Origin of the sequence: Pseudomonas sp. DD1, from assembly GCF_044510355.1 — a bacterium.
Taxonomy (GTDB): domain Bacteria; phylum Pseudomonadota; class Gammaproteobacteria; order Pseudomonadales; family Pseudomonadaceae; genus Aquipseudomonas; species Aquipseudomonas shahriarae.
Map to the genome: position 1 here is coordinate 13,101 of NZ_MSAJ01000004.1, position 15,518 is coordinate 28,618.

Genomic DNA, 15,518 nt, shown 5'->3' on the forward strand with positions numbered 1-15,518 from the left:
TCCGATTCATGGCAGGAAGCAGCTTGTTGGTATTGATTGATGACATCGCCGCCGTCCTCGACGACGTGGCCCTGATGACAAAAATGGCCGCCAAGAAAACCGCCGGGGTGCTGGGGGATGACTTGGCGCTCAATGCCCAGCAAGTTTCCGGCGTGCGCGCCGAGCGGGAAATCCCGGTGGTGTGGGCGGTTGCCAAGGGTTCGTTTATCAACAAGCTGATCCTGGTGCCCACCGCGCTGTTGATCAGCGCCTTCGCGCCCTGGGCGGTCACCCCACTGTTAATGCTCGGCGGCGCCTATCTGTGTTTCGAGGGCTTTGAAAAGCTCGCCCATAAATTCCTCCACAGCAAGGCCGAAGATCAGGCCGAACATGCCCAGTTGGTCGCAGCCGTGGCCGATCCGGCAACGGACCTGGTGGCCTTCGAAAAGGACAAGATCAAGGGCGCCATCCGCACCGACTTTATCCTCTCGGCCGAAATCATCGCGATCACCCTGGGCACCGTGGCGGATGCGCCGTTGATGCAGCAAGTGATCGTGCTGTCGGGCATCGCCCTGGTCATGACCATCGGCGTGTACGGCCTGGTGGCCGGTATCGTCAAGCTCGATGACCTGGGCCTGTGGATGTCGCAAAAGCCCGGCCAGTGGGTACGTGATATCGGCAACGGACTTCTGCGAACCGCACCGTACATGATGAAAAGCCTGTCGGTGATCGGCACGGCGGCAATGTTCATGGTCGGCGGTGGCATCCTCACCCACGGCGTGCCCGCGGTTCATCACTGGATTGAAAGCGTGAGCCAGAGTATCGGTGGCATCTCCTGGCTGATGCCGACCCTGCTCAATGCCGTCGCGGGGATCATCGCCGGGGCGCTGGTGCTGGCGCTGGTGTCTGTAGCGAGCAAGGCGTGGCGCGCCTTGAGGGGCTAGGCGTTACCGCAGCGCGCTGTAACCTTTTTCGCTGAATGCCTTGAACAGCTGCGCTTCCGAGCCTGCGGAAACACTGCCGAACTGGCCAAAACCCTGTACGTGCTCATCGTTTTGCTGGGCTGGGCCCTGACGCTCCAAGTCCTCGCGGCCATCAATATAGGTTGCCACTTTGGCCAGGTTATAGGCGGCATTGGCACGTGATTCGGGGTCGCGATTGGCTGCGCTCCAATCGCCGGTTTGCTGCTTGAGCTGATTGATGAAGTTGCTTGCAAAAGGACCATCTTGTTTGAGGATGTCCTTGAGGATCGGAGTGTCCTTGAAGATTTGTCCTGCGCTGCGATTATCGCCGCGCGGTCGGCCATAGGCGCCTCTGGGGGCGTCCAGATGAGGTTTTGTTGAGGCTTGGGATTCAGCCGTCGGGGGCGCGGCGAGGGTGGGTGCCGTGAGGGTGGGTTGGGAAACCGATAGCGTCATGTTGAAGTTCCACTGGAAAGTTCGAGGTGGGCAGAGTGCGGTCAGCCTGTTTTGTGTCGGGCTTATCTGCATGGGGGCCTGGACTTTAAGTGGCATGGGTGTACGAACTGGTTCCGAGGGGTGGGCTGCTGACAGCCGAAAAAAAAGGCCATCGAGCGTTTCGATGGCCTTTTTGTACGCTGGGTAACGTTATTCGGCAATCTGCAACTTGCGCGACTCGGTATACACATACCGCACTTTTTCATACTCGAACGGCGAGTTCATCTGGCCGTAGCGAAAGCTGGTCTGGTAGCGCTTGTCTACTGCGCGCAGGGCCCAGATTTCCGGGTGGTTGGAGCTGACTTCGGACACGTTGAGGTAGTTGATCTGCGATTCGGCGGTGTAGTCGACGAGCAGGCCACCGGTGTCGCGCAGGTTCGATGGGCCGAGGATCGGCAGGATCAGGTAAGCCCCGCCCGGTACGCCGTAGAAGCCCAGGGTCTGGCCGAAGTCTTCGCTCTGGCGCGGCAGGCCCATGGCGGTGGCTGGGTCCCACAGTCCGGCGATGCCGATAGTGGTGTTGACCAACAGGCGGCCGGTGGTCTCAAGGGAGCGGTGGCCCTTGAGTTGCAGCAGGCTGTTCATCAGGTTGGGCACGTCGCCCAGGTTGTTGAAGAAGTTGCTGACGCCGGTGCGCAGGAAGCTGGGGGTGACGTAGCGATAGCCGTCGACCACGGGCAGGAATACCCATTGGTCGAAGCGGTAGTTGAAGTGGTACACCCGACGGTTCCACGACTCCAGCGGGTCATAGACGTTGAGGGCGTTGAGGGTCGAGCGCTCGAACTCACGCTGATCCAGGCCAGGGTTGAACTTGAGCTTGCTCAAGGGCTCCTTGAAGCCATCCTGGTCGATCACGGTCGGTGCATGAGCCTTGCTATTGTCCGCGTTGGCAACGCCTGCACAGAGTAAGGCGGCAAGAAGCAGGAGATGTTTAGCCACGGAAAAACTCCAGCATGGCGTCGGCGTTGACGCGGTAATTGAGGTTGCCGCAGTGGCCGCCCAGCGGGTAGACGGTCAAGCGATCGCCGAAGGTCTTGCGCAAGAAGCCCAGGTCGCCAGGGCCGAGGATCACGTCGTCGGCGTTGTGCATCACGGCGATTTTCGGGCTGTCACGCAGGTAATCCTCAAGGGCGTACAGGCTCACCTGGTCGATCAGTTGCAGCAGGCTGCCGCCGTCGGAGCGGGCGCGCCACATCGGGATCACTTGTTCGGTCAGGTAGCAGTCGAAATCACACTGCAGCGCACGCTTGAGGAACGGCGTGAGGCTGGTGCTTTCGGTGATCGGGTATTTGGGCGGGATGATCAGGCCGCGACGGTTGATCAGGTCCGAGGTAAAGGCGATATCGGCCGCCGAGAAGCGGAACGAGGTGCCGATCAGCATCGCCATCTGCTCGTTGGTCAGGTGCTCCTTGGAGTTCTGGAAGTCGTAGAGCAGGGCATCGTTCATGTCGATATAGCCCTTTTGCTGGAAGTAGCGGGTCAGCTTGTTCAACACCAGCTCATAGAAGGTGGTGCTGTTGTTGATGCCCTTGACCTCGGTCTGCACCAGCTTGTCGAGGTTGGTGATGGAGGTATAGAGGTTGACCGGCGGGTTCAGCAGCAGCACTTTCTTGAAGTTGAAGCTGCGTCGTGTCTCGTCCAGTTTGGCGACGAACGCCGCGTCCAGCGCCCCCAGGCTGTAGCCGGTGAGGTAGAAGTCGGTGACCGGCAGCGTGGCGTTTTGTGCGCGCACGGCCTGCATCACGCGGTACATGTCTTCGGCGTCTTCCTGGGTGATGCCAGGTGTGGCAAAGCGCGAGGCGGCGCTGATGAAGTCGAAGCTGGTGGGCGACGACAGTTGGACGACATGGTAGCCGGCCTTGTAGTACAGCTTTTTCAGGTATTCGTTGAGAGAGCTGTCAAAACGCGCACCGGTGCCGGCGATCAGGAAGATCAGTGGCGCGGCGCGATCCTGTTTGGCAATGCGGTAGGTGAGCTTCTTCACCGCCCAGAAGTTGTCGGGCAGGCTGAATTCACGCTCCGGGCGCATGTTCAGGTTGTAGTCGGATTGGTTGATGTCATCAATGGATGGCAAATCCGGCCGCAAGTCCGGTGGCGTTGTGGCGATGGTCGCTTCGAACGGGTTGGTCAAAGGATAGCCATAGCTGGCCGGGTCGACGTCGACCGCCAGTGCTGACGCACTCAAAAAAAGGCCACCCAACAGGGCAGCGCAGCGCAAGGAACGGAGCATGACTAAATCCCTAAGAGGAAACGTGCTTAATGAAGTTCGCAGGCTATGACCACCGCGTTATCGCCGAAGTGCCAGCCATCGGCACTTAATATCGGAAAAAACATAGGAATCGAGGTAATAGTGTGCAGACGATACACTTTGGCACGCTTTGATGAATAGTTATCTGTGCGCAACCCTTGCCAATGGCCCAGGGGAGATTAAGCTGGGCGCCGTTTTCATCTATCGGAGTGCCCTTATGTCCCGTCGTTTGCCGCTGATCCTGCTGCTGTTGGCCTTGCCGTTATGGCTGGCTGCCAGTTATGGCGCCCGTTATGGGTTTATGGAGGACGGGCAGTGGGTGGGCATCTGCGTTGACGATGCCAGCCGCTGGGAGTGCCAGTTACGGGCGAACCTGGGTTTGATGATCCACTTCAAGGTCATGGGCTGGGCGGCGCTGGTCACCTCGGTGCTGGCGTTTGTACTGCCAGGCCGTGCCGGTTGGGGTTTGGCGGTGTTGGGCCTGGCGTTCGGGATTCCGGCATTGGCGTTGTACAACACCAATTTTGCGGTGTTTGCCTTGGTGATTGCCGGGTTGCGGTTGGTCAGGGCGCCTCGGGCTGCCTGATAGGGCCAATCGCAGCATAGGTATCTACACAACTCTTTAGCTTATTGGGTTTGTGTACATATCCGATGCTGGGGTCATGGCCACTCAGGGGGCCGCCCTGACGGCGGCTCACTTTGGAAAAGCCGACGGCCCGCGTGGTTTAACGGGGCGCCTAAGATCAAAATCACAAGCAAAGCGAGGCGGCCCGACAGCCGACCTGATCGTCGAGGCGTGCGCGGTCTCCCTGTAGGAGCTGGCTTGTCGGGTCGCCGCATCGCTGCGATGGCGGTGTATCAGTCGATAAATGTATTGGCTGAGACACCGTCATCGCAGGCAAGCCAGCTCCCACAGGGAATGCAGCTTCGCGCTCTGGCTTTGTTGTTGCTCTGCTTTTGATCTGGCTTTTGATCTTGATCTTAGGCGCCCCGTTAAACCACGCTGGCCGCAGGCAGGTATTGCGCAGTGGGCACCCCGGCATGGATGCCGGGGTAGCCGCGACACGGCCATGGATGGCCGATCGCGGCGGGCCCACGGAGCAATGCCTGACTGTGGGCATGCCGAGCCTAGGCGAGGCACCGAGTGGTGGGGCAAGAGCGTTTTGCTTACTTTGGCGCTTCTCCAAAGTGAGCCGCCGTCAGGGCGGAACCCTAAGTGGCCGTGACCGCAGCAACGGATATGTACACAAACCCAATAAGCTAAAGAGTTGTGTAGATACCTATGCTCATCGCAGGCAAACCCGCTCCCACATTTGAATGTATTCACAAATCAAAATGTGGGAGCGGTGCGATAGCGATCTCAGGGATTGCGCACCCGCAGGCAACGCCACAAGGCTGCAACCATCAACACACTGACCAGCGCCCAACCCAGGGCCTGCTGGTTCATCAAGCCTTCGCGGTACAGCTGCGGTGCAATGCCGGCGCCGATGATGAAGGTCAGCAGGGCCATTTCCCGGCGTGGCCCCCTGACCGGGCGCAGCAGGTAGACCAGCGCCGGCAGCAGCAGGGCGGCAGTGGGGAAGCTGCGGTAGCGTGGGTCGAACACCAGTGCCAGCATCATTACCGCCGTGGCGAACCCTGCGAATGCAATCAACCAGCCAGCGCGCTGCTCCAGCCAGGCGTAGGCCCGTGCGCGCCAACCCTGGCGAGCGCTCAAGGCCAGGGCCCCATGGGCGAGCACCAACAGGTTCAGGGCCAGCAACAGCCCGGCCCAGATCCATTCATCAGTGAAGCGCGCGGTCACTCGGGTCAGTTCGGCCCAGCTGCCAATCGAGCCCGCCGCCACCGCGCCCAGCAATGGCAGCAACAACGCGGCGCGGGTACTGCGCACACGCCCGCCGAGCACCAGGGTGCCCAGTAGGATCAGCCCGCCAACGCCCAGCCACAGCGGCCAGTACGGCACATTGGTGACCGGGCCGGCCAGGATGCCCTTGTCCTGGCGATCGGCATCAAACAGCCCCCAGTAACCGCCGACCGCCCCTTCGCTGGCGCGTTTCCACGGCTGGTCAAAGGCTTCGATCAGGTTGTAATGCCAGCCATTGGCTTCGGCCATGGCGACAAAACCGCGAATGAACTTGGCTTCGTTGACCCGGCTCGGCACTGCGGTTTCCCGCTGGCGGCCTTCGCTGGGCCAGCCGGTTTCGCCAATCATCACGTCCTTGGGGGCGAAGCGGTTGCCGAAGGTCTGGCGAATATCGCCGACATGGCGCAGAGCCTGGTCGATCCCCGCCGGGTCATCTTCCCAATACGGCAACAAGTGAATGGTCAGGAAATCCACCGCCGGGGCAATTTCCGGGTGTTGCAGCCAGAACTCCCAGACATCGGCATAGGTGACCGGCTGCTGGATCTGGCTTTTGACCTTTTCGATCAGCTTCACCAACTGCGTGGCGGTGATTTCCTTGCGCAACAGGGCTTCGTTGCCGACGATCACCGACGTGACCACGTCAGGGTTGGCGTTGGCCGAGGCGATCAGCAGGTCGACCTCCTTGGCGTTGTCCACCGGGTTGCTGTTGATCCAGGCACCGATCATCAACTTCAGGCCGTGTTTGCGCGCCAGATCCGGCAGGGCTTCGAGGCCGGTCATGGAGTAGGTGCGGATGCACTCAAAGCGCGTGGCCAGCAATGCCAGGTCGGCGTCCATGCGCTCGGGGCGCAGTTTGAACGGCTGGTCGAACGGTGACTGGTCCTTGTCGAAGGGCGTGTAGGACGCGCATTGCAACTTGTGGCTGGCGCTGGCGACGTCCGGCAGCACAACTGGCTGGCCGAGGCCATACCAGTAGCCGCCCAGCGCGAACAGGCCGAGCAGCAAGGCAAATACATAAGGCATGAAGGGGAAGCGGGCAGTCGCGGTCATGGTCAGGCCGTATGGGAACAAAGCCGCGCATCTTACCTGCATTTGCCGGTTTTCAGGGGGGCCGCATAATTTTGACATGCAAAGTTCGGGCGGGATTTTGACGCTGCGTCCTAGGAATTTTCCTGCTGGCGTTGTGATGTCGTTTCTTGCTCCGCTGAGGTCGTAGTCAGAGCAGGTCCACAGGTTCAGCAGGTTGATGATCGAACGGCACCACATGACAACAGGTTGACGTCGCTCGGCATCCGTCGGGCGCAGCACTTTCGGGGAAGCACTATGAAGATGCGACGACTCTTGGGCGCAGCTGCCACCTTGGTAGTTGCGATGAGTTCCACACTGGCCAGCGCCGACAGCAAGACCCTGAGCCTCGGTTATGTGGACGGCTGGTCGGACAGTGTCGCCACCACCCACGTGGCGGCTGAAGTGATCAAGCAAAAACTCGGCTATGACGTGAAACTGCAGGCGGTTGCCACCGGGATCATGTGGCAGGGCGTGGCCACCGGCAAGCTGGATGCCATGCTTTCGGCCTGGCTGCCTGTCACCCACGGTGAGTATTGGACCAAGAACAAGGACAAAGTGGTCGACTACGGCCCCAACTTCAAGGATGCGAAGATCGGTTTGATCGTGCCGGAGTACGTCAAGGCCAAGTCCATCGAGGACTTGAAGACCGACACCACCTTCAAGAACAAGATCGTTGGCATTGATGCCGGTTCAGGCGTGATGCTCAAGACTGACGAAGCCATCAAGCAATATGGCCTGGACTATAAGCTGCAGGCCAGTTCCGGGGCGGCAATGATCGCTGAGTTGACCCGTGCCGAAGACAAGCAGGATTCCATTGCGGTGACCGGCTGGGTGCCACACTGGATGTTCGCCAAGTGGAAGCTGCGTTTCCTTGACGATCCAAAAGGCATCTATGGCGCCGCCGAGACGGTCAATAGCATCGGCAGCAAGGGCCTGGAAAAGAAAGCCCCGGAAGTCGCGGCGTTCCTGAAGAAATTCCAGTGGGCCTCCAAGGATGAAATCGGCGAAGTAATGCTCGCTATCCAGGAAGGTGCCAAGCCAGATGCGGCGGCCAAGGATTGGGTGGCCAAGCACCCTGAGCGTGTGGCTGAGTGGACCGCTCCTTGATCCCCTGAAAAGTATTGGTGGTGTGCCTTGTGTGGGAGCGGGCTTGCCCGCGATTGCGGTGTGTCAGTTGATGGATACCTGACTGATTCACCGCCATCGCGGGCAAGCCCGCTCTCACATAAGCTCACTCCCGCAATTGTTTCTGTCACCTCCCAAACCCTCGCTACACTGGTTCTAAGACTAAGGTCGTCTGGAACCTCTCCCGCAGCCGCATACAGTGGATATGTTCCAATAATAAAAAAGCTGTGCTGCGAGGATAAAAACAATGAACGACAGCATTTACCTCTCGATTCAAAACAGCCCGCGCTTCAAGGAGCTGGTGAGAAAAAGGGAAAGGTTCGCCTGGATTCTCTCGGCGATCATGCTCGGGCTGTATTCCGGATTCATCCTGTTGATTGCTTATGGGCCACAAGTCTTGGGGGCCAAGATCAGCCCTGAGTCGTCCATCACCTGGGGGATCCCGATTGGGGTTGGGCTGATTGTCTCGGCCTTTGTGCTCACAGGCATCTACGTGCGACGCGCCAATGGCGAATTCGACGACCTGAACAATGCGATTCTCAAGGAGGCTGCGCAATGATCCGTCGTCTATTGGCTGTATTCGGCGCTTCGCTTTTTGCTCCTGCCGTTTGGGCGGCGGACGCATTGACCGGTGAAGTGCACAAGCAACCGTTGAACGTTGCGGCGATCCTGATGTTTGTCGCCTTTGTCGGCGCAACATTGTGCATCACCTACTGGGCGTCCAAGCGTAACAACTCGGCGGCTGACTACTATGCCGCTGGCGGCAAGATCACCGGTTTCCAGAACGGCCTGGCGATTGCCGGCGACTACATGTCGGCGGCGTCCTTCCTGGGGATTTCCGCACTGGTGTTCACCTCTGGCTACGATGGCCTGATCTACTCGATCGGCTTCCTGGTGGGCTGGCCGATCATTCTGTTCCTGATCGCCGAGCGCCTGCGTAACCTGGGCAAGTACACGTTTGCCGACGTAGCGTCCTATCGCCTCGGGCAAACCCAGATCCGCAGCCTGTCGGCTTGTGGTTCGCTGGTGGTGGTGGCGTTCTACCTGATTGCGCAGATGGTCGGCGCCGGCAAGCTGATCCAGCTGCTGTTCGGCCTTGATTACCATGTTGCGGTGATCCTGGTGGGTATCCTGATGTGCCTCTATGTGTTGTTCGGCGGCATGCTGGCGACCACCTGGGTACAGATCATCAAGGCAGTGCTGCTGCTGTCCGGTGCTTCGTTCATGGCACTGATGGTGATGAAGCACGTCAACTTCGACTTCAACCTGCTGTTCTCCGAGGCGATCAAGGTTCACCCTAAAGGTGAGGCGATCATGAGCCCTGGCGGCCTGGTAAAAGACCCGATCTCGGCGTTCTCCCTGGGCCTGGCCCTGATGTTCGGTACAGCTGGCCTGCCACACATCCTGATGCGTTTCTTCACCGTGAGTGACGCTAAAGAAGCCCGCAAGAGCGTGCTGTATGCCACTGGCTTTATCGGCTACTTCTACATCCTGACCTTTATCATCGGCTTCGGCGCGATTCTGCTGGTCAGCACCAACCCGGCGTTCAAGGATGCAGCAGGCGCTCTGTTGGGTGGTAACAACATGGCGGCGGTGCACCTGGCCAACGCGGTGGGCGGCAGTATCTTCCTGGGCTTCATCTCGGCCGTGGCGTTTGCCACCATCCTCGCGGTGGTTGCCGGTTTGACCCTGGCCGGTGCTTCGGCGGTGTCCCATGACCTGTATGCCAGCGTGATCAAGAAAGGCAAGGCCAACGAGAAGGATGAGATTCGCGTGTCGAAGATCACCACCATCGCCCTGGCAGTGCTGGCGATTGGTCTGGGTATCCTGTTTGAAAGCCAGAACATCGCGTTCATGGTCGGCCTGGCGTTCTCCATTGCTGCCAGCTGTAACTTCCCGGTGCTGCTGCTTTCCATGTACTGGAAAAACCTCACCACCCGTGGCGCGATGATTGGTGGCTGGCTGGGTCTGGTCAGTGCGGTTGGCCTGATGGTCCTGGGCCCGACCATCTGGGTCTCGATCCTGCACCATGAAAAAGCGATCTTCCCGTACGAGTACCCGGCGCTGTTCTCGATGATCATCGCGTTCGTGGGTATCTGGTTCTTCTCCATCACCGACAAGTCGGCGGCGGCAGTGAAAGAACGGGCGCTGTACTTCCCGCAGTTTGTGCGTTCGCAGACTGGCCTGGGGGCGAGCGGGGCGGTCAACCACTAAGGTTGTAGCTCAATAAGAAATGCCCCGGTCGAAAGGCCGGGGCATTTTTTTGGCTGGATGATTTGTAGTGTTTGGGTCGGCCTCATCGCGGGCAAGCCCGGCTCCCACAGTTGAACGATGTGCGCCCGGGCGATGCGGTCAGCTGTGGGAGTACCCGGCGCTGTTCTGGATGATCACTGGCTCTTCTCCATCACCGATAAGTCGGTGGCGGCAGTGAAAGCGCTTCCCGCAGTTTGTGCGTTCGCAGACTGGCCTGGGGCGAGCGGGGCGGTCAACCACTTAGGTTGTAGCTCAGTAAGAAATGCCCTGGTCGAAAGGCCGGTTTTTTTTGCCTGGGGTTCTGTGTTGCCTGCGCTATTGCCTTCGCGAGCAAGCCCACAGTTGACCGCGTTCATCCTTTGAAATGCGGTCAACTGTGGGCTTGCTCGCGAAAGCAGTATGTCAGGCAGCACAAACAAAACGGCCTCCACTAAGGGAGGCCGTTCTCAATGCAGCTAAGCAGTTGAATGCTTACTTGCGGTCTTCCAGCTTGGTAATGTCACGCGACTCGTAGCCGGTGTACAGCTGGCGCGGGCGGCCAATCTTGTACGGGCTGGAGAGCATTTCTTTCCAGTGGGAGATCCAGCCCACGGTCCGCGCCAGGGCGAAGATCACGGTGAACATGCTGGTTGGAATGCCGATCGCCTTGAGGATGATCCCCGAGTAGAAGTCGACGTTCGGGTACAGCGAGCGTTCGATGAAGTACGGGTCGGTCAGCGCGATCTCTTCCAGGCGCATGGCCAGTTCGAGTTGCGGATCGTTGTTGATGCCCAGTTCCTTCAACACTTCGTCGCAGGTCTGCTTCATGACGGTGGCGCGCGGGTCGCGGTTCTTGTAGACCCGGTGACCGAAGCCCATCAGCTTGAACGGATCGTTCTTGTCCTTGGCCTTGGCGATGAACTTGTCGATGTTGGACACATCGCCGATTTCATCGAGCATGGTCAATACGGCTTCGTTCGCACCGCCGTGGGCAGGGCCCCACAGTGCAGCGATGCCCGCGGCGATACAGGCGAACGGATTGGCACCCGAGGAGCCCGCCAGGCGCACGGTGGACGTCGAGGCGTTCTGTTCGTGGTCGGCATGGAGGATGAAGATCCGGTCCATGGCCTTGGCCAGCACCGGGCTGATCGGTTTGATCTCGCACGGGGTGTTGAACATCATGTGCAGGAAGTTTTCCGCGTACGTCAGGTCGTTGCGCGGGTACATCATGGGCTGGCCCATGGAGTACTTGTAAACCATTGCGGCCAGGGTGGGCATCTTGGCAACCAGGCGGATCGCGGAGATTTCGCGATGCTGCGGGTTATTGATGTCCAGGGAGTCGTGATAGAAGGCCGACAGGGCGCCGACTACACCGCACATGACGGCCATTGGGTGGGCGTCGCGACGGAAGCCGTTGAAGAAGGTCTTCAACTGCTCGTGAACCATGGTGTGGTTCTTCACGGTGCTGACAAACTGGGCCTTTTGCTCGGCTGTTGGCAATTCGCCATTTAGCAGCAGGTAGCAGGTTTCCAGGTAGTCCGATTTCTCGGCCAGTTGTTCGATCGGGTAGCCGCGATGTAGCAGAATGCCATTATCGCCGTCGATATAGGTAATCTTCGACTCGCAAGAAGCGGTCGACATGAAGCCTGGGTCGAAAGTGAAACGGCCCGTGGCCGTCAGGCCCCGTACGTCGATAACATCGGGACCAACGGTGCCGGTTAAAATGGGCAGCTCGACGGGGGCTGCGCCCTCGATGATCAACTGCGCTTTTTTGTCAGCCATGTGGCCTCCTATTTATGCTTCAAATCATCAGACAGACCCCCCACGCAGGGCCCGCACCACTATATTGATATAAATCCAGATGTCAATTTGCCTAAAGTCTTGCTCCAGAAGGCTTTAACCGTACTTTTTCCTCGAAATTGCCTGCCGTTTACGCCTTTTATCCCGTCAGCGCAATCAGCTATTAGGGTGAGGAGTGCGCGTTGTCATTAGTAGCCTAACTGTCTATACTCGGCCACCGACCGCCAAGGGCTTTTGGGCTTGCTTTCATTGGGGGTCGCACTCCCTGGGTGGTGCTTACCTGACCAGTGCACTCCCCAACAACTTTGCCCTGATTGTTAGGGGCTCTTCAGTGTGAAAAAAAGCCGTGAATAGCCAACGACCTGTAAACCTAGACCTAAGGACCATCAAACTCCCCATCACCGGCGTTACGTCGTTCCTGCACCGTGTTTCCGGCATCATCCTGTTCCTGGGCTTGGGCATCATGCTTTATGCATTGAGCAAATCCCTGGGTTCCGAGGAAGGATACGCCGAGGTGAAGGCATGCTTGACCAGCCCGCTGGCCAAGTTCGTAGCATGGGGCCTCCTGTCCGCTCTGCTGTATCACCTGGTAGCCGGTGTGCGCCACTTGATCATGGATATGGGCATCGGTGAGACGCTGGAAGGCGGCCGCCTGGGCTCGAAAATCATCATCGCCATTTCCGTGGTGCTGATCGTTCTGGCAGGAGTTTGGATATGGTAACCAGCGTTACGAACCTATCGCGTTCAGGCCTCTATGACTGGATGGCGCAGCGTGTGTCTGCGGTCGTTCTCGCGGCTTATTTCATTTTCCTGATCGGGTACCTCGTTGCAAACCCTGGCATTGGCTACGCCCAATGGCACGGTCTGTTCTCCCACAACGGGATGCGTATCTTCAGTCTGCTCGCCCTTGTGGCCCTGGGCGCTCACGCCTGGGTCGGCATGTGGACCATCGCGACCGACTACCTGACGCCGATGGCGCTGGGCAAGTCCGCGACTGCAGTACGTTTCCTTTTCCAGGCAGTATGCGGCGTCGCGATGTTCGCTTACTTCGTCTGGGGTGTGCAGATTCTCTGGGGTATCTGATTCATGGCTAACATTCCAACGATTTCTTTTGACGCCATCATTATTGGTGGCGGCGGCGCCGGCATGCGCGCTGCACTGCAGCTGGCCCAGGGCGGTCACAAGACTGCCGTGATCACCAAGGTGTTCCCGACCCGTTCCCACACCGTATCGGCCCAGGGTGGCATCACCTGCGCCATCGCTTCTGCGGATCCGAACGATGACTGGCGCTGGCACATGTACGATACCGTCAAGGGTTCCGACTATATCGGCGACCAGGACGCTATCGAGTACATGTGTCAGGAAGGCCCGGCTGCGGTGTTCGAGCTGGACCACATGGGTCTGCCGTTCTCCCGTACCGAACAGGGTCGTATCTACCAGCGTCCATTCGGCGGCCAGTCGAAGGATTACGGTAAAGGCGGCCAGGCTGCCCGTACCTGCGCGGCATCCGACCGTACCGGTCATGCACTGCTGCACACTCTTTATCAGGGCAACCTGAAAGCCGGCACCACGTTCCTGAACGAGTACTACGCGGTTGACCTGGTGAAGAACCAGGACGGCGCATTCGTCGGCGTGATCGCTATCTGCATCGAAACCGGTGAAACCACCTACATCCGCGCCAAGGCTACCGTGCTGGCGACGGGCGGTGCAGGTCGTATCTACGCTTCGACCACCAACGCCCTGATCAACACCGGTGACGGCGTTGGCATGGCCCTGCGTGCAGGCGTGCCGGTACAAGACATCGAAATGTGGCAGTTCCACCCAACCGGCATCGCCGGCGCCGGTGTACTGGTTACAGAAGGTTGCCGTGGTGAAGGCGGTTACCTGATCAACAAGCACGGCGAGCGTTTCATGGAGCGTTATGCTCCGAACGCCAAGGACCTTGCCGGTCGTGACGTGGTTGCCCGTTCGATGGTTAAAGAAATCATCGCCGGCAACGGTTGCGGCCCGAACGGCGACCACGTGATGCTGAAGCTCGATCACCTGGGCGAAGAAGTGCTGCACAGCCGCCTGCCAGGTATCTGCGAACTGTCCAAGACCTTCGCACACGTCGACCCGGTGGTTGCTCCAGTACCAGTAGTTCCAACTTGCCACTATATGATGGGCGGCGTGCCGACCAACATTCATGGCCAGGCGATCACCCAGAACGCCGAAGGCGTGGACGAGATCATTCATGGTCTGTTCGCGGTAGGCGAAGTGGCTTGCGTATCGGTTCACGGTGCCAACCGTCTGGGCGGCAACTCGCTGCTCGACCTGGTGGTATTCGGCCGCGCTGCCGGCCTGCACCTGGAAAAAGCCCTGACCGACGGCATCGAATACGATGACGCGACCGACGCCAACATCGAGGCTGCCCTGGCACGCCTGAATGCTCTGAACGAGCGTACTGATGGCGAAGACGTAGCAACCCTGCGTCGCGAGCTGCAAAGCTGCATGCAGAACTACTTCGGTGTATTCCGTACTGGCGAATACATGCAGAAGGGTATTACCCAGCTGGCAGACCTGCGCAAGCGGATTGCCAACGTCAAGATCAACGATAAGAGCCAGGCGTTCAACACCGCTCGTATCGAAGCCCTTGAACTGCAAAACCTGCTGGAAGTGGCTGAAGCGACTGCGATTGCCGCCGAGGTTCGTAAAGAATCCCGTGGTGCTCACGCTCGTGAAGACTTTGAAGATCGCGATGACGAAAACTGGTTGTGCCACACCCTGTACTTCCCGGGTGACAAGCGCGTAACCAAGCGTGCCGTGAACTTCTCGCCGAAGACGGTTCCGACGTTTGAACCGAAGATTCGGACTTACTAAGGGTGGCTGCCATGTTGAAAGTCAGTGTTTATCGCTACAACCCTGATCAGGACGCTGCGCCGTTCATGCAGGAATTTGAGGTCGATACCGGTGGTAAAGACCTGATGGTGCTGGATGTGCTGGCCCTGATCAAAGAGCAGGACGAGGGTTTCTCCTATCGTCGCTCTTGCCGTGAAGGTGTCTGCGGCTCCGACGGCATGAACATCAACGGCAAAAACGGCCTGGCTTGCGTCACGCCGCTGTCGGCCGTGGTCAAGAAGAACAAGCTTGTTGTACGTCCGCTGCCAGGTTTGCCGGTTATCCGTGACCTGGTCGTCGATATGAGCATCTTCTACAAGCAATACGAAAAGGTTAAGCCATTCCTGCAGAACGACACGCCGGCTCCGGCCATCGAGCGTCTGCAGTCCCCGGAAGAGCGCGAAAAGCTCGACGGTCTGTACGAGTGCATCCTGTGCGCTTGCTGCTCGACCTCTTGCCCGTCCTTCTGGTGGAACCCGGACAAGTTCCTGGGTCCAGCTGCACTGCTGCAAGCCTATCGCTTCCTGGCAGACAGCCGTGACACCAAGACGGCCGAGCGTCTGGCTTCACTGGATGACCCGTTCAGCGTATTCCGCTGCCGCGGGATCATGAACTGCGTCAACGTATGTCCCAAAGGCCTGAACCCGACTAAGGCCATTGGTCACATCCGTAACATGCTGCTGCAAAGCGGCGTGTAAGACGTTGTAGTAAAAGCAGGACCGTTGTGCCCGTAAATGCTACGGCGCAGGCTTCAACCGGCGCCGTAGTTTTAACTTGAGCAGCGACTTACAAAGCCGCGGCTCTTATTTTGAAGAAATGAGACAAGCAGGGGCATTCGGGTTGGTACCCGAACTATCAGCGTGATCCT

At 58.9% G+C, this 15,518-nt stretch carries 14 protein-coding genes; 9 read left to right on the forward strand and 5 right to left on the reverse strand.

The features are described 5' to 3' along the window. Positions 1 to 8 precede the first annotated feature (8 nt). The gene (locus PSFL_RS03140) at positions 9 to 923 is read left to right on the forward strand and encodes a DUF808 domain-containing protein (protein WP_397469678.1); all 915 of its coding nucleotides are present in this window, start codon (positions 9 to 11) and stop codon (positions 921 to 923) included. A 3-nt stretch (positions 924 to 926) separates the two neighbouring features. Here the strand turns inward: PSFL_RS03140 and PSFL_RS03145 are convergent, their stop codons facing one another. From PSFL_RS03145 to PSFL_RS03155, 3 genes are all read right to left on the reverse strand, one after another. Beyond that, on the reverse strand, positions 927 to 1,397 hold the full coding sequence (locus PSFL_RS03145; RefSeq protein ID WP_397469679.1) for a hypothetical protein: 471 nt from the start codon (positions 1,395 to 1,397) through the stop codon (positions 927 to 929). Between the two features lie 189 nt (positions 1,398 to 1,586). Beyond that, the gene (locus tag PSFL_RS03150; protein WP_057958978.1) at positions 1,587 to 2,375 is read right to left on the reverse strand and encodes a VacJ family lipoprotein; all 789 of its coding nucleotides are present in this window, start codon (positions 2,373 to 2,375) and stop codon (positions 1,587 to 1,589) included. Continuing rightward, positions 2,368 to 3,666: a serine/threonine protein kinase gene (locus PSFL_RS03155; protein ID WP_057438855.1), complete on the reverse strand. Its 1,299-nt coding sequence runs from the start codon at positions 3,664 to 3,666 to the stop codon at positions 2,368 to 2,370. The genes PSFL_RS03150 and PSFL_RS03155 overlap by 8 nt, the downstream gene beginning before the upstream one ends. Before the next feature lie 235 nt (positions 3,667 to 3,901). Here PSFL_RS03155 and PSFL_RS03160 point away from each other — a divergent pair, with 235 nt between their 5' ends. Then, positions 3,902 to 4,270: a hypothetical protein gene (locus tag PSFL_RS03160; protein WP_057958979.1), complete on the forward strand. Its 369-nt coding sequence runs from the start codon at positions 3,902 to 3,904 to the stop codon at positions 4,268 to 4,270. 774 nt (positions 4,271 to 5,044) lie between these two features. On the opposite strand, the gene PSFL_RS03165 is transcribed toward PSFL_RS03160, so the two are convergent. Continuing rightward, positions 5,045 to 6,598, reverse strand: coding sequence for a glycosyl hydrolase family 17 protein (locus PSFL_RS03165; RefSeq protein ID WP_057438907.1), 1,554 nt, complete (start codon positions 6,596 to 6,598; stop codon positions 5,045 to 5,047). Between the two features lie 273 nt (positions 6,599 to 6,871). Here PSFL_RS03165 and PSFL_RS03170 point away from each other — a divergent pair, with 273 nt between their 5' ends. The 3 genes from PSFL_RS03170 to PSFL_RS03180 all read left to right on the forward strand — a co-directional run bounded on the left by PSFL_RS03170 (position 6,872) and on the right by PSFL_RS03180 (position 9,955). Further along, entirely contained in the window at positions 6,872 to 7,723 is an 852-nt protein-coding gene (locus tag PSFL_RS03170) for a glycine betaine ABC transporter substrate-binding protein (protein WP_057438857.1), read from the forward strand. 265 nt (positions 7,724 to 7,988) lie between these two features. After that, positions 7,989 to 8,300, forward strand: coding sequence for a DUF485 domain-containing protein (locus PSFL_RS03175; protein WP_057438858.1), 312 nt, complete (start codon positions 7,989 to 7,991; stop codon positions 8,298 to 8,300). Beyond that, positions 8,297 to 9,955, forward strand: a complete 1,659-nt coding sequence (locus tag PSFL_RS03180) for a cation acetate symporter (RefSeq protein WP_057958982.1) — start codon at positions 8,297 to 8,299, stop codon at positions 9,953 to 9,955. Before PSFL_RS03175 ends, PSFL_RS03180 begins: the two co-directional genes overlap by 4 nt. Positions 9,956 to 10,465: 510 nt before the next feature. On the opposite strand, the gene gltA is transcribed toward PSFL_RS03180, so the two are convergent. Then, a complete protein-coding gene (gene gltA / locus PSFL_RS03185; RefSeq protein ID WP_003222994.1) occupies positions 10,466 to 11,755 on the reverse strand; it encodes a citrate synthase in 1,290 nt (429 codons plus the stop codon). Between the two features lie 364 nt (positions 11,756 to 12,119). Here gltA and sdhC point away from each other — a divergent pair, with 364 nt between their 5' ends. Genes sdhC through PSFL_RS03205 form a run of 4 tightly spaced genes read left to right on the forward strand, consistent with a single transcriptional unit; the run spans position 12,120 to position 15,348 of the window. Beyond that, positions 12,120 to 12,494 (forward strand): succinate dehydrogenase, cytochrome b556 subunit, encoded by a 375-nt coding sequence (gene sdhC, locus PSFL_RS03190; protein ID WP_003172804.1) that lies wholly within the window; start codon positions 12,120 to 12,122, stop codon positions 12,492 to 12,494. Next, entirely contained in the window at positions 12,488 to 12,856 is a 369-nt protein-coding gene (gene sdhD / locus PSFL_RS03195) for a succinate dehydrogenase, hydrophobic membrane anchor protein (protein ID WP_029292670.1), read from the forward strand. The genes sdhC and sdhD overlap by 7 nt, the downstream gene beginning before the upstream one ends. A gap of 3 nt (positions 12,857 to 12,859) precedes the next feature. Continuing rightward, a complete protein-coding gene (gene sdhA / locus PSFL_RS03200) occupies positions 12,860 to 14,632 on the forward strand; it encodes a succinate dehydrogenase flavoprotein subunit (RefSeq protein ID WP_029292672.1) in 1,773 nt (590 codons plus the stop codon). An 11-nt stretch (positions 14,633 to 14,643) separates the two neighbouring features. Further along, on the forward strand, positions 14,644 to 15,348 hold the full coding sequence (locus tag PSFL_RS03205; protein WP_057438860.1) for a succinate dehydrogenase iron-sulfur subunit: 705 nt from the start codon (positions 14,644 to 14,646) through the stop codon (positions 15,346 to 15,348). Positions 15,349 to 15,518: the final 170 nt, after the last annotated feature.